We start from the raw sequence: 21,611 nt of genomic DNA, 5'->3' as shown, positions 1-21,611 counted from the left end.
CTTTTCGGTTATTTTCCGATTTTGATTAGTTGATTGTTACTTATATTGCCCTAGGGGTTGATTTTGAGCATCAACCCTTTGGGGGGGTGGATGGGGGAGGATGGTGTAACCCTCCTCCCCCCCACACACACGGCAAGAATGATTATCATTATTGTTTATTCTCAATAAGCCCTCTAGTTTTTGACAATTTATAGAGCGATCGCTACGGCTGAAACCCTCTTTCAATCAGGGTTTTAACGGGCTTGTCACCCCGTGAGCTAAAAGATGCTCAAAACAGAGCTACTTTATTAAATGAGGCTATAGAACAAAATCTCTCCCTATCAGAGATTCGTAAACGTATTAAATCTCTATCATCACCATTTCACAGCACACCCTCGCCAGGGATACAACTACAATCTTTAACCCGTCGTTTAAATAAAAGTAAGCTATGGGATAAACAGCCCAAACAATGGAAGAAAGTTCAGAAATGGTTAGATAAAATTGAGTCAATATTATCTGAAACTGAGAACGAAGAAATTAATCCACTTTCTCAAGAAGAATTTTCTAGTCAACCATCTGAGGGGATTGTTGAAACTTTAGAAAACAACCAGGACGCTCTGGTTAATCAACTAGCAAGTGACGAAAAAACACGCTTAAAGGAGGAAGTTGAAAAAGCTTCCAATCCAAACTTTCAACAGTCAAACTTTGACAATCATGAAGTCTTATCCAACGAGTTTGACAGTGAGCTAACAATTGAAGAAGGCCGTAGACAGGAGGCTGATAAAAATTTAAACCAAGAGGGAGTGTCTCACAACCCAGAAATATTAGTCAATCCTCAAGTTAACTCTGATGAAACTTTGCTATTAGAAACTGAACAAAATAAGGCGAGTGAGAATAGTCAGCAAAGTGAACAACCGAATTTATTTAGTTTTGATGACCATATATTGTCTCAAAACGAAACTAATCATGAGTCAACTAATGGAGTGGGCAGAAAAACAGAGGAAGTTTTATCTAATAATAGTCAAGAAACAATCCTTTCAAAGCCCATAACCGATACGGGAAATAACCAACAGCCTGATCCTCTTGATGGCGGAAATATAGGGGCTAGGTCTGGTGACACAACCATTGACGAACCAACGTCTTCTTTAACAGAGTTTTCAGACACAATCGAAACCTTTTCTATAAAGTCAGAAAAAACTATAGACTTTTCTATAAGTAAGGAAATGGGTTTGACAGATAAACAACTTGCCGAGCAATTAAGATGTAACCCCACTACCTGTTATCGTTGGCGAACAGGACAGTCAACTCCTAGAGGTAAATCAGCTAATGTCTTAAAAAAATGGGAAGTAAGAGGCGATCGCTGGTATCAGAAATCTTAAATTATTTAATTCAGTTACTAACTTCTCTTAGCTTTTTGATAGAAGAATGGAGAGTGAAAAAAAGAATCAATCTGTTCTTTACAATTTGCAATCTCATGAACTCTTCTAAACTTCAACCGCAAGAGGAAGATTCGGAATATAACCAGCGTAGTGTTGTAAAATAACTTCAGGAGAATTGCCAGCTAATTTTGCCACATTGATAATAGGAACATTTGCCAATAGTTGTAGAGTAATCCAAGTATGACGAGTGGCATAAGGCGGTAAATACTGAGAAATTTTTCCTTCACGAACTAATTGATAAACAATACCTTCACTGATTAACTCTGTGCCTTTGTAATTGCCATACCATGAAAATTCAATATTATGATTGGTTAGTGGAGTTCCTCTAGAAGTTAAAAAGATAAAATCATCAAGACTAGCATCATTAGAACGTTCTGATTTCATTTCTAAAAGCAAATTCATAAGTTTTGGTCCACAAGGAAATTTTCTCGCTTCAATACCTTCTTCTCCAACTTTTTCAGTTTTTAATGCTTTAAGTTTTTTTCGTCTTCGGTCATAGCTATGACTAAAAACAAGATAACTACAATCAGACGCTATATCTTTCCACCGTAAGGCAGATGCTTCACTGGTTCTACACCCAGTCCAGAACAGAAAACAGACAAATCTAAACATTGATAATCTTCTAATTTGCCAACTATTTCGTTTTTCACTAACAGTTTTATAATACTCTTGAAACCCTTGAATAATTAATTCTGCTTCAACTCTTGTAAAAGCTCGATAGTCCTTATCCTGATGATAACCAGGTATTTGTTGAACAAAATGTGGAGCTTTACGGCGTGTTTTTGGAATATGATATTCTTCTCTTAGTACCTTAAAATTATTCTCGAATTCTGAATGACATAATTCTCTTTTTTTTGCCCAATTAATCATGGTATATAGCATAGAGGACAGTGCTTTAAACTGACCTGAACAAACATTATTATATAAATGTTCAATAATCTTTTCTTGTTTGTTAAGATTTTGAGGACATTTTTTGAGGGGATTTAAAAAACGACTTCTATACTGATCAAGATAAGTCCCTTCTGATACTAAGTTTTTTTTGTACTCACAATAGTGTTCATATAACTCCATCAGAGATAATTTAGTTGCGTAAGGGTCATAAAAAATTCCTGTATGCTTCTTTAATTCTTGAGCAGGTAAATAGTTCTTTAAATCCTTTTCTAATTTATTAGCTCTTATATCATTAATAATTCTAACCGCAATTTGATGAGCTATTTCTCGGTTTTTTGGCGTATCACTAAGTTGTAGATACAAAGACTTGCTTTTTATCCCCCATAATTGTTGTGATATAGATTTAACAAATCTTAATCTTAAAAACCCTTTGTCAGAACTAATGGAAATTAGATCGCCAATTTTTTGCGCTGTTGATGATTTTTTCATGGTTTCTACTCCTTTCTACATGGTTACTGAAAAAGTCAGCTTAATACTAGCATTTGTCTAGTGTTAAAAGTTTTTATTTAAAAGCTTTTAAGTTATATGTCTAGTATTATAGCACATTTGGGCAGACCATCGGGCAAATCAGCATATAGGTATCGTTGCCACCACTGGGGCTACTCATATCCTCTCTAATTCTTCAAGAAATGCTGCGTTTACTTGGTACGGTACAATCGAATCTTATGATCGCCAATATCAGGGGATAAGAGGTACTAATTTTTGGAGAGTTACTAATTAAACCCCTTAAAATTGATGCTCTCTATTTTTTATAAATTGTTTTATATTCTTCGATAATTTTTGACAAATATTGAGAATAATTTCCAAAAAATGAATTGATTTCTCTTGTAAATAGAACCATAAACAACAGGAGCGATGACAGATTCTACACCATTTCTACACTGAGCGTATAGCTGTTTTTGGATCAGCCGATAAAAAACAACGAATAATAAACATAATTTGGATAAATGAAGGAAAATTAATGATATAGCAGTCGAAGCATAGATTAGGACATTTTGGGTTAAAATAGGAATACTAAAGAAAATAGGATAAACATTACAATGCCGGCTCCATATAGTTATGATTTAAGAACAAAAGTCATAAATGCGATCGATGAAGGAATGACGAAAACTCAAGCCAGTCGTTTATTTGGAATAAGTCGCAACACAATTAACCTTTGGTTAAAGAAAAAAGAAGAAACAGGAAGCTATAAAGCTAAAGTAGGGTTTGCTGAATAAAAGCAAAACCCTATTCTTTAAAAGGTTACACCCATATTCGCGATCGCAAAAAAGATCAGCTTTGTCGGCTACAAACCGCTATAATTGGTAGAAACACCTCCCAGTTGTTGGTCAAGAACAAATGTATCGAAAAGAGGAGCAACCTTTACCGCCCCCAGAAAAATTTGAATTACCTTTCGAGGGCAAATTGTCCCCCAATAATCGTTGGGTAATCATGGCAGAGTTGATACCTTGGGATGATTTTGAGGAAGAATATGCTAAACTTTTTTCAGCAGAAAAAGGTGCGCCAGCCAAACTATTTAGAATGGCATTAGGGACATTAATTATTAAGGAAAAATTAGGAACAAGTGATAGAGAAACTATAGAACAGATTAGAGAAAATCCCTATCTACAATACTTTATAGGTTTAAATTGTTATCAACAAGAGCCACCACTGGAATCTTCAATGCTAGTTCATTTTAGGAAAAGAATTGATGGAGAATTGATAAACAAAATCAATAAAAAAATAGTAAAAAGAGAAATAGACAAGAGTGATAAAGAAGTAAAAAAAAAGGATTGTCTCCAAGAAAAAGGAGAAAAAATAAAAAATAAAGGTAAACTAATTTTAGATGCGACTTGTGCGCCAGCAGACATCAAATACCCAACGGATTTAGGCATATTAAATCAAGCCAGAATTGAGACAGAAAGAATAATAGATAATCTTTATAAACCATTAAGAGTAAAATTGAGAAAAAAGCCGAGAACTTCTAGAATAATTGCTAGAAAGGAATACTTAAAAGTAGCTAAAAAACGAAAATTATCTTATCAAGAAAGAAGAAAAGCTATCGGGAAACAGTTAAAATACCTTAAGAAAAATTTAGGAAATATAGAAGACTTAATTCAAGCTGGGGCTTCCCTGGAAAATCTGAGTAAAAGACAGAAAAATTGTCTAGAGACTATCAAAAAAGTTTATGAACAACAACAGTCAATGTGGGAGAATAAGACCCAGAGTGTTCCTCAAAGAATTGTAAGTTTAACTCAACCGCATATTCGTCCAATAGTGAGGGGAAAAGCAGGAAAACCAATAGAGTTTGGAGCTAAACTCTCAGTAAGCTGTGTAGATAACTATGTGTTTCTATACAAAATAAGTTTGGAAAACTTCAATGAATCTTGTCATTTAAAAGAACAAGTAGAAAAGTATAAAGAAACGTTTGGCTATTATCCCGAATCCGTCCATGTAGATAAAATTTATCGAACTAGGGAAAACAGAAATTGGTGTAAGGAAAGAGGTATAAGAATCAGTGGTCCGAAGTTAGGAAGACCTCCGAAAAATGTCAGTGAAGAAGAAAAGAAACAAGCCCACTCCGATGAATGCTTCCGTAATGCTATTGAGGGAAAGTTTGGACAAGCTAAACGAAGATTTAGCATAAATCTCGTGATGACAAAACTCCCTGAAACCTCCATTACATCTATTGCTATTACATTTTTAGTTGTCAATCTTTCTAAACTTCTGAGGCAGCTTTTGTCGCTTTTTTTGTCCTTATTTACTAATAATAGAACAGGGAACTCATCAAACCGTCTTTCATTAATTTTGATTATACTTTAAACAATTTTTATGTACTAAGACTTATTGATTTGTCAGAAAATTCTTGGTCAAAAGTGGCATAAATTTTGGAGAAACTTTTTCAGCAAACCCTAATTATCTTTGAGAAATAGCGTTATCTAATACTGAAGTATAATCACTTAAATTACTATTATTACGATCTTGACTTAATATTTCACCGTCTTCAGGGTTAACAATAGTAATACTACCTGTTTGGGATTTATTTTGAGCAAAAAAGTCTCCTAGCCCTAATTGTCTAGCCCTTGCTTCTGATTGACTAACTTTAGCTTTATCACTAACATCAAAGACAATAAAATGAGCTTGTCCTTGATATTTTTGTTTTAATTGAGACATGGTAGGTTCAATATTTTTACAAGCTGAACACCAACTAGCGTAAATGTCAACAACAACTGGTTTTCCTTGTAATTCTCTGGCCAATGGTCCGCCAACACTTCTGCTATTAGAGCTACCTGCACAGGGATCTTTTCCGGCACAAGCATATAGTTGGGAAACAGAAACATCGTTAGAAGCAGAGGCTTTCTGATGGCTATTAGCTACCAAAGAAAAAGGAATAACAAAGCTAGTGAGACAAAGAGTTAGCCATAACGATGTAAATTTGGGGAACATAATGAAATCTCCTCTGTTTCAATTAATCTATAATGTTATTGAAAACTGTCAAGATGAGAATTAGATGAGAAGAAGATGAATGTTCCCATAATATTTTTCTCTTGTATAATTTTGAATTGTAGGGAAGGGACTGAACCCGCATTTATCACAAACTGATCAGTAATCAGCTAGAGGTTAGATGTGGCTTATTTTTCAAGCGATCTCTTAAAATGGCACACTGTTATTTTTTACTCGCCCCTCAAATCAAGGTTAAACTCAGACTACATAATGGTTTGAAGTTTAGCGATCGCAGAATTTGTGAGAAATGCGGGTGAACCTCTTTTACCCTACAATGTAGAGGAAATGGTATCTTTTCTACAATATTGTGAATCAATTTTATCAACAAGGACAACTTATTGAACTAGAGATTATCGATCTCGCTAATAGTGGAGATGGAGTAGGTAAGTTAGACGGAAAGGCCATTTTTGTCCCTGATACAGTCAGTGGCGATCGCATTTTAGCCCGTGTAACCCACGTCAAGAAACAATACGCTTACGGAAAACTACAAGAAATTATCTCTTCTTCTCCCCATCGGGTTCGGCCTAGCTGCATTGTGGCTGATAAATGTGGGGGTTGTCAATGGCAGCATATTGATCCTCAATATCAACTAAAAGCCAAGGAAAACCAAGTTATTCAAGCTTTAAAACGGATCGGTGGTTTTGATAATCCTTCTGTTCTTCCCATATTACCATCACCAGATAGTTTAGGCTATCGTAATAAGGCGACTTATCCCTTAAAACGCTCCACCACCGGGACGGTGCAAGCAGGATATTATCAAAGGAATACCCATCAAATTATTAACTTAAATCAGTGTCCCATCCAAGATACTCGTCTTAATCCTATTTTGGCTGAAGTTAAACAAGATATACAGGCACAAGGTTGGAGTATTTACAACGAAAAAACAGGCACAGGAAAGTTAAGACATTTAGGGTTGCGTATCGGTAAAAAAACAGGAGAAATTTTTTTAACTCTTGTCAGTAGCAGCAAAAAAATCCCTAATTTTCAAGAACAAGCAGAAATTTGGTTACAACGTTATCCTAATTTAGTGGGAGTCTCCATTAATTATAATCCCCATCAAGGTAACAAGATTTTTGGTCTGGAAACTTTTAATTATGTTGGTCGTCATCATCTCATAGAAGAATTTGGTCAACTTCACTTTCAACTAAGCTCTGATACATTTTTTCAAGTTAACACCGAAGCAGCAGAAATATTATTGAGTGTACTTTTAGAAAAATTGTCCTTGACAGTTGAAAAAACCCTAATTGATGCTTATTGTGGAGTGGGAACATTTACCTTACCTTTAGCTCAAAAAGTTGCTCAAGCTGTGGGTATTGAGAATAATCAAAATTCAATAACACAAGCTGAAAATAATGCCAAAATTAATGGCATTGATAATATTAAATTTTATACAGGAAATGTAGAAAATATTTTACCATTCCTTAATATTTTTCCTGATATTGTAGTTCTTGATCCACCCAGAAAAGGTTGCGATCGCAGTGTTATTGATACTTTAAGAAAAATTAACCCTCCTCTCATAATTTATATTAGTTGTCAACCCTCTACCCTAGCCCGTGACCTAAAAAAACTATGTCAAGAAGACCTTTATAAGGTAGAGTCTATACAACCAATTGATTTTTTTCCGCAAACACCTCATGTAGAATCAATGGCTGTGATTGGACATAACATTGACTAATATGTTATAGTGCATATAGTTATTAAATTAATTAAGCCAATTGTTTGTTTAAGGATTTTCCTACAATCCGATCCCATAACCTTAAAATAATAATCTCTAAAGCCATGTTATAGCTGGAACTAAACTTTCTTAAAATGACGATGTTGTTACCTAAATCCATCCACAACATTGTAATAAAACCAAGACCATTAAATGTCAGTAAAAAATTCAACTTAGAGGTGACAGCACGTGCTTGCTATTTCCCTACCGCCAACCAAGCGATACGGTTGTACGATGAGCTTCACATCAACGCTCTACTTATGTCCTATTCTTGACTTATTATTAGCAAATATTCCCGATGAATTACAACCTGAAATAAGACTAGGATTACAAGAAGCACTGGTAAATGCAGCCAAACACGGAAACAAACTTGATACGACTAAATCAATATTTGTGAAGTTTTCTATCACTCAAGAAGGTTATTCTTGGGTAATATCAGACCAAGGAAAAGGGTTTTCCCCTCAATGTAATTGTCTGGATCATACAGTCGAAACCCTACCCCCCGAGGAATCAGAAAACGGCAGGGGGTTTTGTTTGTTACATGAAATTTTTGATCAAGTGCATTGGGATCCACAAAAAACCCAGCTAAAACTTTGTAAACAAGTTAAAAAGAACAAACGACAGTCATTATTTCCTTGAGGGAGTTGATTCTGTTACTAAATTCTTAGAAAATATAACCTAAACATGATGGGGAATTTTTTGCGATTGCATCTATTGAAAGCAAATTGTTCTCTTCTTTTTTGAAGATAATTGTTCTTCCCTGTTTACTGAAATCGGGTTAATTGGATACGATACCGTTGTTTTTTGGTAATAGCAACTTCCCCTACTTCTAAGCGTCCTTTTCCCCGTACTGTAATCAAATCTCCAGATTTAACGTTATAGCTAGATTGAGATGTTTCCTTCCAATTAACTCTAACATCCCCTCTGTTAATAGCATCGCTCATTTTACTACGAGACATCCCAAAGCCAGCAGAGGCGATCGCATCTAAACGCATCGATGCTTCTACAGTAGTCATTTCTTTTGTTTTAGGAGGTCGTATTTTTAACTCACTCAGTTCAATCTGTTGTGTTTTCACAGGAACCGATCGCACTTGAGTTAAGCTAGTTTCCAGGAATTCTACCAATTCAGGCACAACGATCACCTGGCCTCCTCGCTCCCCCAAAACGATGATATCCCCAATTTTTTCCCTGACGATACCCGTGGCTAAAATTGCTCCTAAGAAGTCTCTATGGCTAGCAGGGTCAAAAAGAAAGTTTCCAGCTATATCTAGGGCTGCTAGAGGAATTTGGGGCTGTTCTAGGGGTATTTCAGGACGAGCTATACCGATTCTTCGCCTTTCCGCTTGAGGATATCCACCCCAAACCACTATTTCTATGTCCGTTAAGCGACTGAAACCATTTTCCACTTCAGCAATGACAGGGGGGGAGAAAAAATCGCTCACTACCACCTCCCAAGTTTTAACAGCGATCTCGGCCTGATCAACAATACGGGTGATTTCGGTGCGGTTTTCGACCCCTTTGAGCAGTGTTTCTCTAGGTAGCATATTTAGTATAATGTTGGCACTTGTAGAATTAAGCCCAATTATAAGCATTTTAGCTTGAATAGTTCAGGAAGGATCGTTAATTTTTGCCCAAACCCTCAACACTTCTCCAACACTCCAAGCTTGGGCAAAACAACCTCTGGGGATCATGGGGGCATCACCATCAAAAATCTCGCTAATACTGCCAACACAACCATCATTGAGATGGTTGGCCATGGGTTCGAGAAAACTATTAGCTAAAGCACGATCTCCATAAACTCGCCAATGGGCCTCTACAAACGGACCAATTAACCAAGCCCAAACCGTTCCTTGATGATAACTCTTATCCCGAGATACTTGATCCCCACCGTAACGCCCTTGATATTGGTGATGGGTAGCACAAAGCGATCGCAGTCCATGAGAAGTAATTAACATTTTGGCGACAGTATCCACCACGGACTTTTGTTGTTCTGGTTTAAGTAAGGGAGGAGTGGTTTTATTGTGAGGGAGAGAAACTGCAAAAATTTGATTAGGCCGCATAGACTTATCATGGCCGTTGGGACTATCTAGGATATCTTGACAGTATTTTAGGGAAGGATGCCAATATCTTTGAAACCCAGCATGACTATTACGGGCCATGGTTTTATATTCTCCCGTGGGTTGTCCTAAAATGTCCCCAATTTCGATCATAATGGTCAAAGCATTGTACCAGAGGACATTGACTTCGATGGGTTTACCGTGACGGGGGGTAACTACCCAGTCCCCTACTTTGGCATCCATCCAAGTTAACTGAGTGCCTTCTTGTCCAGCATAAATCAAGTGATCGCTATCGAGATGAATATTATAACGGGTTCCTTGACGGTGACATTCAATAACTTCTTGTAGTAGGGGATAAAGGTCTTTTAATAAGGTAATATCTTTAGTCAGAGTGTAATAGGTGCGGATGGCTTCAAAATACCAGAGTATGGCATCCACTGTATTATATTGAGGGGTTTGGTTATCATCGGGGAAGACATTAGGTAACATTCCCCCGTCTAAATATTTAGCAAAGGTACTAAGGATATCGTGGGAAATATCGGGGCGGTTTGTGGTTAAGGTTAACCCAGGTAAGGCGATCATGGTATCTCTTCCCCAGTCAGCAAACCAAGGATAACCAGCAATAATGGTTTTTCCCTCTGGGTTCTGGCTAGAAGGGCGATCGACAATAAATTGATCCGCTGCTAAGACTAGCTGTTTGATCCAGGGAACAGAAAAATTAGAACAGCGTTTGAGTAACCCTTGTTCGTATTCGGAGCGTTCTTGTAATGCCTGTTTTCCGTCTAAAGATGATTGAGGGTTGGTACTAGCGACTATGGTAAGGGACTCTCCAGGTTCGAGGGTTTTGTTAAAGGTAGCCGCATTGTAGTGATCGTCTCGGTCCCATAAACCCCGATACCGTTCCATGGACAAATCATAACCTAAATGCCAATGATAATTTAAAGTTACTTCTGCCCCTTGAACCCACAAATAAAAGGGCGTTGCTTCTGGATAAGGGGTAACACATAAGCCTTGAGGAACTTCTTCCACCCCCATTTTCCACTGTCCCGATTGAGTGGTACCATGATGGTCACGGTAATTTACTAAGGCTTTGATGGATAGTTGTAGGGATTTACTGCCCCGTTTGAAGGTATAACGGGTATAGGTTGTGTTTTCTCCTTGCTGCATCCAAATTCTTTTTTCAATCAGTGCATCCCCACAAGCAAAAGTCCAGACAGGAATAGTACCTTCTAGGCGGAAACTCTCGATGTTTAGATAGCCTTGGGGAGAGATTGTCCCATCAAACCAACGGTTAGTAAAACAAGAATAGGTTTGATAATCATATTGGATGGTTTCGTCTAGTTTTGATAGTAGTAAGGTTCTCTTCAGAGGTGGGTTTAAGGCCGCAATCAATAACCCATGATAACAACGGGTAATTACCCCGGAAATTGTACCACAACCATACCCCCCAATACCGTTTGTAATCAACCATTCCCTTGATTGGGCCGTGCTTAAATTACCGCAAATTTCCCGTCCATAGTTAAAGGTCATGAATACTCAATGGGTTAACTCTCCTGACTAGCAAGATTGTATAAACTTTTTTGCTCAATGCTCTATTATTTAACTATGTTTTCTTATTGTCTGACTTGCTTTCCAATCACTACTTCTTAACACATTATTGAGTTTTTTTGAGATCCTAGAGCAACTTTTCATATAAATTAACATAGTGTCCCGTAGTTTATGTGCGAGTAGCTAGAAATTGAGCAATTTTTTCTACAGCAAGTTCTAGGACATGGGGATCATGGACTAAAGCGAATCTAACATATCCTTCCCCTTGTTTACCAAATCCCGCACCAGGGGACACAGCAACCCCCGTAGCTGCAACTAACTCAGTAGAAAACTCAACGGATTTATTCTCCCAAGTTTGGGGTAATTTTGCCCAGACATACATTGTTGCCTGAGGGGGTGTAACCTGCCAACCGATGTTATTGAGGGCTTTAATAAAGGCATCTCGTCTGCTTTGAAAGCGAGCGAGTGTTTTTTTGACTGTTGTTTGCTCTCCGGTTAAAGCGGCGATCGCCCCGTTTAAAATGCCTTGATACTGGTTAAAATCCACCACTGCCTTTACCTGTCTGAGAGCTTGGATAATCTCCGCATTACCTATGGCATAGCCAATCCTAAAGCCTCCCATATTATAGGACTTAGAAAGGGTAAAAAACTCAATAGAAAGGGATTTTTGGGTATCTGCTTGTAAAATGGATGGAGGTTGAGTCATTCCCTCAAAAACAATATCAACGTAGGGAAAATCATGGACTAAGACTAACCCATGATTTCGGCAAAAATTAACTGCCTCTTGGAAAAAAGACAAAGAAGCCGTTGCAGTTGTCGGGTTATGAGGATAACTTAGAACCATCAATTTAGCTTGGCCTAAGACTTGACTAGGAATATCCTCAAACACCGGTAAAAAGTCATTTTCTGCCAATAATGGCATAGGATATATTTGCCCCCCAGCCAAATAGACACCCCCTGCGTGGGAAGGATAACCTGGATCGAGTAGTAAAGCAAAATCCCCTGGATCGAGTAGAGCAAGGGGTAAATGAGCCGTACCTTCTTGGGAACCGATCAGGGTTAAAACTTCCCTCTGAGGATCTACTTCAACCCCAAAACGGTTGCTATACCATTGGCCAACAGTTTCCCGAAAATTTAGGGTTCCGTGGTGCAGTAGATAGCCGTAAGTGCTAGGATCTTCCAGGGAAGCAGAAATTGTAGCGATCGCCTCTGGATCTGCTGGTAAGTCTGATGATCCCAAGGATAAATCAATAATTTTTTTGCCCTTGCTGATAGCTTGAGACTTTGCCCTATCCATATCAGCAAAGACATTTTTTTCCAAAGCTTGAATACGCTGAGCGAAGTGCATGGTTCGTGATAATTAACAATTAATAATTAATAATTAATAATTAATTATTATTTGATTAGATGGACTGGGAGAAATGGAGGAGAGAAAGGGGAGGAACATTTAAAAATTGTTTCTATTCCTCCCACACCTCCCACGCTCAAAACAGGGGTTTAGCTTGATTTCCCTGCCAAAGTACGGCGTTTCATGACCATTTCGTAGGCTTCGATGGTGTCACTTTCTTGCCAGTCACTAAATTTATCGATACCTATACCACATTCATAACCAGAGTTAACCTCTCGCACGTCTTCTTTAATCCGTTTGAGAGAATCAAGGGTTCCTTCATAGACCACCTTGTTGCCTCTGAGAACACGAATATAACGGTTACGGACTACCTTACCCGATTGTACATAACAACCAGCTACAGCACCCCTTCCAACGGGGAAAACAGCCCGAACCTGAGCCTGTCCCAAGGAAGATTCCACTTCTTCTGGTTCGAGTAATCCTTCCATGGCTCCTTCAATATCATCTAGGAGTTTATAGATAATATCGTATTCACGAATATCAACCCCTTCATTATCGGCCGCTCCCCTAGCACCACTAGCTAAGGTTGTATTAAAGCCGATAATTACCGCCCCACTGGCTGCGGCTAAGTCCACATCTGTTTCTGTAACCTCTCCAGGAGAAGCTAAGAGAACCCGTATTTGTACTTCGTCTTGGGGTAACTGTTCTAAGGAACCTAAAATCGCCTCAATGGAGCCTTGGACATCGGCCTTAATAATGAGATTGAGTTCTTTTAGTTCCCCTTCTTGAGCTTGAGCAGATAAGGTACTCAGGGTGACACGACGGGAAGACATAGCCTGTTGCAGACGGGTTTGACGTTGATTTTCGGCGTTTTCTTCAGCTACTAGGCGGGCTTCTTTCTCGCTGGGATAAACATCAAATTCATCTCCTGCGGCCGGAACACTATTTAGACCTAAAATTTCCACCGCAAAAGAAGGGGAAGCCTCTTCCACCTTATTGCCGCGATCGTCGATCATGGCACGAATTTTACCGAACACAGAACCAGCTACGATGGCATCTCCCACTCGTAAGGTACCATTTTGAATCAATAAAGTAGCCACCGGTCCTCTAGTGCGATCTAAGTTAGCTTCGATCACCGTTCCTTTCGCCAAGCGATCGGGGTTAGCCACCAACTCTTCCACTTCTGAGACGAGAACTAACATTTCTAATAAACCATCGAGATTTTCCCCTTTTAATGCACTCACAGGCACCATGATGGTATCACCACCCCATTCTTCAGGGACTAAGCTCAATTCTGAGAGTTCTTGTTTAATGCGATCGGGGTTAGCTTCTGGTTTATCAATCTTATTAATAGCTACCACAATGGGGACTTCTGCTGCTCGAGCGTGACTAATAGCCTCTCTGGTTTGGGGTTGTACTCCATCATCGGCTGCTACCACCAGAATAGCCATATCTGTGACTCTTGTGCCTCGGGCCCGCATAGCGGTAAAGGCTTCGTGGCCTGGGGTATCAAGGAAGACAATTTGTTGAGTTTTGTCTTCATGGTCAATATCTACATGATAGGCTCCGATGTGTTGAGTGATACCACCGGCTTCTCCTTGAGCCACTTTGGTTTGACGAATGGAGTCGAGTAAGGTTGTTTTCCCGTGATCCACATGGCCCATGATTGTAACGACGGGGGGGCGACGTTGGAGATTTTCCAAATCTTGCTCATCGAGCATTTCCGTACTTTTGGTTGCGGCTGACTGAATTTCAGGAATTTCCACTTCAATGCCAAAAGCTTCTGTCACTATTTTAGCGGTATCTTGATCGAGGGTTTCGGTGATATTAACCGCAATTCCTTTTGAAAAAAGATGTTTAATAATTTCTGTTTCCGCAAGACAAAGTTGCTCCGAGAGTTCTCTCACCGTTAAGTTTCTATCGAGAACAATTTTTTCTGGTTTCTGGCGAACCTCTGTTCGTTCTTTCCGTTCAGTACGATTGCTTTCCCCACTATTATCGGCGGCTTTTAGGGTTGGTTTTTTAGGTTTTTGAGTAGTAGTGGTTGGTTTACTGGAGGATTTTGGTTTCGGAGGCCGAGCCGTAGACAAACTCAAACTTAGAGACACTGGGTTAGCATTGAGTTCTGATTCAAAATCATCATCATCGTCTTCAATAACTTGAAAGCGACGTTTTGCTTTATTTGAAGCCTTATTAGCCTTTGCCTTGTTTTCTTGTTCATCCTCTTCTTCATCCCAAGTTTTCCGTTTGGATATACGGGGAGGCGCTGGCCGCTTCAATTGAGGTTTTGGTTTGAGAACGGTTTCGATTGTATCGTCGTTATCATCCTCTTCTTCGATGATCTCTGGGGTCGGCTTGACTGAGGGGGCGACTAAGGTGAGGGTTTTCTGCTCTTCCTCTGCTTGAGGAGGGACAGGACGTTTTATATCTGGTTTACTTGTATTGGGCTTTTTGAGATTTTTGACTGTGGTTGGTTTATTCTTTGACCCTTCTGGCTTAGAAATCGTAGGCTTTTGGGGTTTATCTTTAGGTTTAGGGGGGCTATTTTTACCTGCTTTTTTAGCTGGTTTAACTTTATTTTTGCCCTCTGGTGAGGGTTTATTCTTGGTTGGTTTAGTGACCGGTTTTTGAGGAGTTTCTAAAACCGCTTTTACAGGAGATTTAACCCTTTGAGGGGGTTCCAAGAGGCTGGTTGGGGCTGGCTCTGGTTGGCTGGGGGCTTTTTCCGGGGGATTAGAGGGTTGAGACGGAACTTGGGGAGTAACTTTAGGGAGTTCCGAGGCTGTGGGGGGAGCAGGTTTTTGGAGTGGAGTCTGAGTCACTGGGGGTTTCGGGGGGACGGGGGTACGAGGAGACATCAAGTTAGGTTGTAGGTTTTTTGAAGCTTTGGGGGCGGGGCGAGGACGAACTTGTTTAACGGCTAAAATTTGTTGTTTTTTGTCCTTGGAAGCTTCTTCATCCTTTGCTTGAGCCGTTCCTTGTTGAGCCAGATATTTATCCACCATAACCTTAATGCGTTCTGCATCTGATTCGGTAATGGTGCTACTGTGGCTTTTAACGGCAATGTTAAGTTGTCCGCAAATTTCTAAAATATCTTTGTTTTCTAAGTTCAATTCCTTTGATAAATCGTAAATTCTGACTTTGTGTTGTGTGTTGTTCATCCACTATCCCCCTGACTAGGTTTTGGCTATTGTAAATATTTAGGTCGCCGATAAAAGCGACGGATAAGCCCAAGGGTTGGGCTATGGGTTTGAGGTTTGATAATCATCACTCCGAAAACAATGTTCTCTCCTATGCTAACGATAATAGTGGGTTTTGCTTCTAAATTTTTTCCGAAATTTCTTTAAGATAATTCTTGCTCCGGTACAAATTTGCTTAAACGTTCCCACAATTCTTGATAGATGCTATCGGGGATAGGGGCTTTGAGCCTTCGTCCTAAACGATTTTTTTTACTGGCTAAGGTTAAACAGCTTTCTCGAGGACAAAGATAAGCAGAGCGTCCCATCCCTTTATCTAATTGTACCTGCCGAGATGGATAGACTCGTACAATTCGCCACAATGCTTGTTTGGGGGCAATACAACCACAACTAAGACAGGGTCGATAATTGGTTTTCATCTTTCTTTATGATTGTTGATTACTCTTGATTTTCTGTCTCGTTATCTTCATCGAGGTCGTGGTTTTCTGGGGTTAGAGTCATTTCTTCTAATGGAGATTCCTCGTCCTCGTAATCGATTTCTTCATTGGTTTCTGCTTCTAGTTGTTGTTTCTCCGCTTCAGCTTTATAAAGAACAATATCTTTGATATCAATTTTCCATCCTGTTAAACGGGCAGCTAAGCGAACGTTTTGACCTTCTTTCCCAATAGCTAGACTGAGTTGATCTTCGGGGACTAATACCAAAGCATGACGTTCTTCGGCGTTTAATAACACTACTTCATCTACACGGGCCGGACTCAAAGCATTGGCAATATAGGTGGCAGGATCGGGAGACCAACGAATAACATCTATTTTTTCTCCCCTGAGTTCATTAACCACTGCTTGAATACGAGATCCTCTTGCCCCAATACAGGCTCCGACGGGATCAACATCTCGTTCGAGGGTATCTACAGCAATTTTTGTTCTAGGGCCGACATAACGGGAGGGAGGGTTAGCTTCCCGAGAAACCGCTACAATGCGGACGATATCTTCTTCTATTTCTGGTACTTCCACAGAAAACATATCCACAACTAACCCGGCAGCACCACGGGAAACCAATAATTGGGGCCCACGATGGGAGCCTTCTCTAACTTTTTTCAGTAATACTTTAAAGGAGGCATTGGCTCGATAATTATCGTTGGGAAGTTGCTCTCGTTTGGGTAAAATAGCGTCAACTTCGGGCTGACCAAAAGCACTTTGTACGGCTACAATGATGTCTTGTCTCTCAAAACGTAAAACCCTAGCATTGAGAACAGTGCCTTCTAGTTCGTTAAATTCTTCTTGGATAAGTTTGCGCTGCTGGTCCCGTAATTTCTGGAGTAGGACTTGTTTGGTTTGAATGGCGGCCATGCGACCAAAATCTTTTTGATTCGGGGTTACATCTAAGACTACTTCATCACCAAGTTCTGCTTCTGGTGCCACTTCTTGAACTTCTTCTAGGGAGATATGATGGTCGATATTTTCTACTTCTTCGACAATTTTTTTAGTGGAAAGAATACGAAACCCCTCGTCGTCTGTGTCCAGTTCTACTTCAAAATTATCAAAATATTCGTCATAAAATTGTTGACGATCTAAACTTTGAGAACGGCGAAACCTCTCATAACCTTTGATTAAAGCTTCTTTGAGAGCTTCTTGAACCGATGATTTGGGTAAGTTATGCCTTTGACTAATTTCTTCGATCATCTGGCTCAATCCCGGTAAACTAACTAATGACATCTTAATAAAACCTCCAATAGTCTTTATTTTTGCTTAGTCTGCTAATTGCACTTGAGTAATGACAGAACAGGGTACGGCGATCGCTCGTCCTTTACGATTGAGATAGACTGCTTTTTCATCTCGTCCTTGTAATCTTCCCTGCCATTCTTTTTTATCCATATAGGGTGGGTTAGTAGTCACTTTGACTTCAAACCCTTTAAAAGCGATAAAGTCTCGTTCACTGCTTAAATAGCGAGAAATACCAGGACTAGAAATTTCTAAGACATAAGCCCCAGGCATAATAGCTCTCTCGTCTAGGATGGATTCTAAAGCGCGACTAACTTTTTCACAGTCGTTTAAACTGGTATCACCGATGGTGTTACGAATGTCCACCCGTAAAACTGGCGGACGTTTATTGGTTTGAAACACCACGTCTACTATTTCTAACCCCATTTCTTGGGCAATGGGGGTGGCTAAATCGATAATTTGCGGAATCAAGGGATGAGTCATTGCTCAGACAATAAAAAAAAAGCGGGTTTTTGCCCCACTCCCTTCAAATGTAAATCAATTGGGAATATGCGATACTGTCCAAATTATTAGTCTAACAAATCTTGTCTATCTTCAGTATGAAAACATGACTGTCAGTAAAAAAGAAATAATCTCTCCGAGGAGAGACTTAAACAAAAATAATTATCCCTGTTAACCGTTAATTTAACGGGTTATTTGTTCTACTAAAGCCATGACATCACTACGACTCAGTTTTTCCTTACCCAAAGCCATCACTTCTAGGGTTCCATGGGCTAGGGCTAAAGGAATTTTACAAAAATCTAAAGCAGGACCACGCCCCAGAGACTGGGTATAAAGATCGGCTAATTTCAGGTTATGACGGGCATATTCATGGACATCTTCAATCTTCCAGCCTTGAGGAATAAAATTTACCCCACGGCGCAAGTCTTCTCGATGATTTCGGACAATATTAACCGCCTGTAGCCCTCTACCAAAGCCAATGGCCTGTTGACGGTTGGTTTGGGTTCCATCGTACCAAGCCCATAAATCCGATAATAACAGTCCCACGGAGCCGGCAACACTGAATGTATATTGGTCTAAATGAGCTTTTGTCCGGATCGTCCAGTTATTTTCGGCCCAATAGGCCATACGATCAGCCATGGAGGCCGTTGCATCCCAAACACGGGGGGCAATGGTATCGGGAGCTAACACAGCCCATTGTCCCAAGCGGAGACTGACATCGGGTAAACAATGACTATAGGGAACTAATCCGGCTGAAAAGTCTTCAATCCCTGACTTTTCTACGGCGGCTTGTAAATTCAGACTCATTTGTCGTAGAATTTTGCCCTTGGTGAAGTTATCGAGATCTGGGTGATCCTCTACTTCATCAATGGCTCTCATACAAAGGTAAGCTGAAGCCACAGCATCCTGTAAACCACCAGGCAGACGACTGATGGGTATATAAAAGGTTCGACTGGTTTCTCTAAGGGTCTTTAGAGCATTATTGCGTAAATTCATTAATTGCACTCCTCACGCCAACTTTAAGCATTAGCATACACTTTCTTATCTGTGAGATCCCACTAAACTATTGTGAAGTTCCTGAAGAACGGAATTTGGGGGTTTTATCATGAGAGTTAGAACGTAAGACAGCATTCTTATATAGATGGTCTCCATTGTATTATGGTTCGCTAAAATTTGCCGTAATCATCTGAGTGGGGTTCAGGTTAAGATAAAAAGAACCTCCCGATTAAAAATCGGGAGATAATAAATACCCCATCGTTAACGACGGGGTTTAAATCAAGGGAATTATGCAGAGTGAACAGTATTTTTAAACTGTCCGAAAAGATCACAAAACTCTTCATAGCTGATTTGATTGTCACTGTTGCTATCAGCCAATTTCAGCATTTCCTCTATTGCTTGATCGGGTAAACTAATATCAATATCCCGTAAACACAAGCGTAATTCTTCGAGATTGATATAACCAGAATTATCTACATCAAACCGTTGGAACCTTGCTAACATACCGTCTTGAGGATGTTCGGTGAACTCTTGATGGAGTAGGGTGGTAAAGTCTGAAAAGGAGATGGATTGACTGTGGGGGGTTCCTGTGATCATATCCATGACCGCTTGTACTCGTTCAGCAGAGTAGGAACGACCGATCGCCCTTAATAAAGAGTGTAACTCGATGGCAGAAAGACTATCGTTATCATCTTTGTCAAACTTACTGAAGGTATTGCGATAAAACGCCATTTGTTCATCGCTAATTTCTCCGAGGTTACAGGAGGGATTGATTCTGCCTTCTGCAATGGCATCGAGGTGTTCAATGGCACTGAGAGTATAGGCCATTGTCTGCCATAATTGGTGAGGATTTGAATGCAGCAAGATGTCTTTTTCTTCTTGTGCGCTAATGGAATATTCTTCCCTTATGGCCTCAATGCTTTCTAACTCGTCAGGGGATAATTTATTGAGTAAATCATCAAAAGAATCAAAGGGTTTTTTCCCTGTCATGACATCAAACAAGTCTAAAATGATCGTTTGATGGGGATGTTCTTTGGAAGACTCCATAATGGTGTCGAGCAAAGCTTGACGGTAGCTTTCTTGACGTAACCAATCTTCGTGGTTTTGCTGCTTTTCAATATCAACGAGGAAGGGATCTTCTACTTCTAATTCTGTTAACAGTAGTTCGTGTTCTTTGTCCGTAATATTGAGTTCTAGACGCATTTGACGCATCATCTCAAGACTACTGCTACTATTAGCATATCCTTCGTTGATGGATTCTTTGAGAATACCTTTGTAGGCTTCGATTTTCTTCTCTTTATCAAAACCAGGCAACACTTTGGCTAAGACATAAATTTCGTCGGCGTTGAGGTCATCTAATGCTCTACCATCGAGGAAGTGAGAAACATTGAGTTTCAGTTTTTCGAGTTGTTTCCGCAGTCGTCTGGCTAAATTTTCCCGTTGATACATATAAGGATTTCTGGGCCAAGTACGATATAACCACAAACCACTACAAACAGCCATTAATACAGGAAAAAGATACTGTAATTGTATCGGTAGCATCCGTACAAAATTACGACCTCCAAAGATGAAGAAGAAATTGAAGATCAAGGAAGTGGATAATGTAAACATCCGATGACGAACAACCTCGTTATTAACCAGCTTATGGTTACGCATTAAATAAGCTTTGTAGAGGTTTTCTAGTTTACGCCCTAGCCAATAACCCAGTAAGCCAAACAAACCAATGGTTAAGGGAACTGCTACTAATTTAGGGATAGGAATTGCTTGATTAAAGAAGTAAAATCCTGGTTTCAATAAGTTAGCCAATTGATTTTCTTCGTGAGCCCAAGACCCTGACATATAATATTCCCAATTCCCTGCATAGAGGTAATAGTAAACAAAGTAGCCAACTGTTAGTCCAAAATAGGCATAATGCAGCCATTGTTGTTCCGGTTTTGTCAGATTTTCCCAGTATATGCGTTCAGCATCAATATCCATACAAGGACTATGACAGGCGACACAAGCACTTTGCTCTTTACCTTCTGTGTTGACGGTACGACACATGGATTGTGTTATTACTTGATTATCCCCATCATGAGCCGTGCTGTTAATTAATCCTCTTGGTTCTCCATAAATTTTTTGGACTGGAGCCATAGGACAAAAATATTGACACCAGGATTTTCCAACATAAAGGTAACCCACTAAAATTGATGCTAAAATCGTCCCTAGCAAGAAACAGCCTAAGGCAATTCGATTAGAATTAACAAATAAAATTCGACTGCTAATCCCTAGATAAAATAATCCTAATTGTAGATACAAGTGATTGCGGCCTAGCCAAGACTTCTTATCAATTCTAACCAATTCATGGCGAGTTTTCCCTGTTTTAGCATTTACCTTCTTACGATGTCTTTGTATTCCTAATGCACGGGGAATTTGAGATAGGAAAGACAAGGGACAAATACGCCTCCATAATTCGTGTCCCCCTACCATTAAGACAAAGACACCAGTAGGAACAATCATTCCCCAAAATAAGGGCGCTCCCATGGCAAAAGGAACTTCTTGTAGACATTCTCCTTGAACTTTTACACAGTCAAATGCTGTACCTTTATCGATAGTGAAGGGACTCCAGGTGTTTCTGGTTGGGTTAACCAAGACGAAATTGGGTCGTAAATGGTACCGAGCTCGAGTGATCCCCTCCTA

General features: G+C 39.6%; 15 protein-coding genes and 1 pseudogene. 5 read left to right on the top strand and 11 right to left on the bottom strand.

Going from position 1 to position 21,611, the window contains the following annotated elements:
* Positions 1-242 precede the first annotated feature (242 nt).
* Positions 243-1,358 (top strand): hypothetical protein, encoded by a 1,116-nt coding sequence (locus tag CWATDRAFT_RS19295; protein WP_007306614.1) that lies wholly within the window; start codon positions 243-245, stop codon positions 1,356-1,358.
* Positions 1,359-1,463: 105 nt separating this feature from the next.
* On the opposite strand, the gene CWATDRAFT_RS31860 is transcribed toward CWATDRAFT_RS19295, so the two are convergent.
* Positions 1,464-2,798, bottom strand: coding sequence for a tyrosine-type recombinase/integrase (locus tag CWATDRAFT_RS31860; protein WP_007306613.1), 1,335 nt, complete (start codon positions 2,796-2,798; stop codon positions 1,464-1,466).
* Between the two features lie 611 nt (positions 2,799-3,409).
* Between CWATDRAFT_RS31860 and CWATDRAFT_RS19285 the strand changes: the two are divergent.
* Together CWATDRAFT_RS19285 and CWATDRAFT_RS19280 are read left to right on the top strand one after the other, a co-directional pair.
* Positions 3,410-3,568: pseudogene (locus CWATDRAFT_RS19285) on the top strand (IS630 transposase-related protein); the annotation flags it as partial.
* 139 nt (positions 3,569-3,707) lie between these two features.
* Positions 3,708-5,233 (top strand): IS5-like element ISCwa2 family transposase gene (locus CWATDRAFT_RS19280; protein ID WP_085961759.1). Its coding sequence is split into 2 segments (ribosomal slippage): positions 3,708-5,130 and positions 5,130-5,233, totalling 1,527 coding nucleotides; the frame shifts between segments, so codons are not numbered across the junction.
* Positions 5,234-5,264: 31 nt separating this feature from the next.
* On the opposite strand, the gene CWATDRAFT_RS19275 is transcribed toward CWATDRAFT_RS19280, so the two are convergent.
* Positions 5,265-5,795, bottom strand: a complete 531-nt coding sequence (locus CWATDRAFT_RS19275; protein ID WP_007306612.1) for a thioredoxin domain-containing protein — start codon at positions 5,793-5,795, stop codon at positions 5,265-5,267.
* A gap of 364 nt (positions 5,796-6,159) precedes the next feature.
* Here CWATDRAFT_RS19275 and rlmD point away from each other — a divergent pair, with 364 nt between their 5' ends.
* On the top strand, positions 6,160-7,527 hold the full coding sequence (gene rlmD, locus CWATDRAFT_RS19270; protein ID WP_007306617.1) for a 23S rRNA (uracil(1939)-C(5))-methyltransferase RlmD: 1,368 nt from the start codon (positions 6,160-6,162) through the stop codon (positions 7,525-7,527).
* 228 nt (positions 7,528-7,755) lie between these two features.
* Positions 7,756-8,205: an ATP-binding protein gene (locus CWATDRAFT_RS19265; RefSeq protein WP_007306618.1), complete on the top strand. Its 450-nt coding sequence runs from the start codon at positions 7,756-7,758 to the stop codon at positions 8,203-8,205.
* Positions 8,206-8,330: 125 nt separating this feature from the next.
* Here CWATDRAFT_RS19265 and CWATDRAFT_RS19260 read toward each other — a convergent pair whose 3' ends face one another.
* From CWATDRAFT_RS19260 to CWATDRAFT_RS19220, 9 genes are all read right to left on the bottom strand, one after another.
* Positions 8,331-9,110 (bottom strand): photosystem II S4 domain protein, encoded by a 780-nt coding sequence (locus CWATDRAFT_RS19260; protein ID WP_007311725.1) that lies wholly within the window; start codon positions 9,108-9,110, stop codon positions 8,331-8,333.
* A 63-nt stretch (positions 9,111-9,173) separates the two neighbouring features.
* Entirely contained in the window at positions 9,174-11,153 is a 1,980-nt protein-coding gene (locus tag CWATDRAFT_RS19255; RefSeq protein WP_007306610.1) for an amylo-alpha-1,6-glucosidase, read from the bottom strand.
* A 187-nt stretch (positions 11,154-11,340) separates the two neighbouring features.
* The gene (locus tag CWATDRAFT_RS19250; protein ID WP_007306609.1) at positions 11,341-12,519 is read right to left on the bottom strand and encodes an LL-diaminopimelate aminotransferase; all 1,179 of its coding nucleotides are present in this window, start codon (positions 12,517-12,519) and stop codon (positions 11,341-11,343) included.
* A 149-nt stretch (positions 12,520-12,668) separates the two neighbouring features.
* The gene (gene infB, locus CWATDRAFT_RS19245; protein WP_007306608.1) at positions 12,669-15,680 is read right to left on the bottom strand and encodes a translation initiation factor IF-2; all 3,012 of its coding nucleotides are present in this window, start codon (positions 15,678-15,680) and stop codon (positions 12,669-12,671) included.
* 182 nt (positions 15,681-15,862) lie between these two features.
* On the bottom strand, positions 15,863-16,135 hold the full coding sequence (locus CWATDRAFT_RS19240) for a YlxR family protein (RefSeq protein ID WP_007306607.1): 273 nt from the start codon (positions 16,133-16,135) through the stop codon (positions 15,863-15,865).
* Between the two features lie 19 nt (positions 16,136-16,154).
* Positions 16,155-17,429 (bottom strand): transcription termination factor NusA, encoded by a 1,275-nt coding sequence (nusA, locus tag CWATDRAFT_RS19235; RefSeq protein WP_007306606.1) that lies wholly within the window; start codon positions 17,427-17,429, stop codon positions 16,155-16,157.
* Positions 17,430-17,462: 33 nt separating this feature from the next.
* On the bottom strand, positions 17,463-17,918 hold the full coding sequence (gene rimP / locus CWATDRAFT_RS19230) for a ribosome maturation factor RimP (protein ID WP_007306605.1): 456 nt from the start codon (positions 17,916-17,918) through the stop codon (positions 17,463-17,465).
* A 201-nt stretch (positions 17,919-18,119) separates the two neighbouring features.
* Entirely contained in the window at positions 18,120-18,932 is an 813-nt protein-coding gene (locus CWATDRAFT_RS19225; protein ID WP_007306604.1) for a squalene/phytoene synthase family protein, read from the bottom strand.
* A gap of 288 nt (positions 18,933-19,220) precedes the next feature.
* Positions 19,221-21,563: an EF-hand domain-containing protein gene (locus CWATDRAFT_RS19220; RefSeq protein WP_007306603.1), complete on the bottom strand. Its 2,343-nt coding sequence runs from the start codon at positions 21,561-21,563 to the stop codon at positions 19,221-19,223.
* Positions 21,564-21,611 lie beyond the last annotated feature (48 nt).

This window comes from Crocosphaera watsonii WH 8501, from assembly GCF_000167195.1.
GTDB classification, from domain to species: Bacteria; Cyanobacteriota; Cyanobacteriia; order Cyanobacteriales; family Microcystaceae; genus Crocosphaera; species Crocosphaera watsonii.
This window is presented reverse-complemented; position numbering and strand designations above follow the sequence as displayed.

Excerpts from the sequence above, each read along its gene's own strand:
- CWATDRAFT_RS31860 (WP_007306613.1), bottom strand. The coding sequence starts at position 2,798 with ATGAAAAAATCATCAACAGCGCAAAAAATTGGCGATCTAATTTCCATT.
- CWATDRAFT_RS19275 (WP_007306612.1), bottom strand. The coding sequence starts at position 5,795 with ATGTTCCCCAAATTTACATCGTTATGGCTAACTCTTTGTCTCACTAGC.
- CWATDRAFT_RS19260 (WP_007311725.1), bottom strand. The coding sequence starts at position 9,110 with ATGCTACCTAGAGAAACACTGCTCAAAGGGGTCGAAAACCGCACCGAA.
- CWATDRAFT_RS19255 (WP_007306610.1), bottom strand. The coding sequence starts at position 11,153 with ATGACCTTTAACTATGGACGGGAAATTTGCGGTAATTTAAGCACGGCC.
- CWATDRAFT_RS19250 (WP_007306609.1), bottom strand. The coding sequence starts at position 12,519 with ATGCACTTCGCTCAGCGTATTCAAGCTTTGGAAAAAAATGTCTTTGCT.
- infB (WP_007306608.1), bottom strand. The coding sequence starts at position 15,680 with ATGAACAACACACAACACAAAGTCAGAATTTACGATTTATCAAAGGAA.
- CWATDRAFT_RS19240 (WP_007306607.1), bottom strand. The coding sequence starts at position 16,135 with ATGAAAACCAATTATCGACCCTGTCTTAGTTGTGGTTGTATTGCCCCC.
- nusA (WP_007306606.1), bottom strand. The coding sequence starts at position 17,429 with ATGTCATTAGTTAGTTTACCGGGATTGAGCCAGATGATCGAAGAAATT.
- rimP (WP_007306605.1), bottom strand. The coding sequence starts at position 17,918 with ATGACTCATCCCTTGATTCCGCAAATTATCGATTTAGCCACCCCCATT.
- CWATDRAFT_RS19225 (WP_007306604.1), bottom strand. The coding sequence starts at position 18,932 with ATGAATTTACGCAATAATGCTCTAAAGACCCTTAGAGAAACCAGTCGA.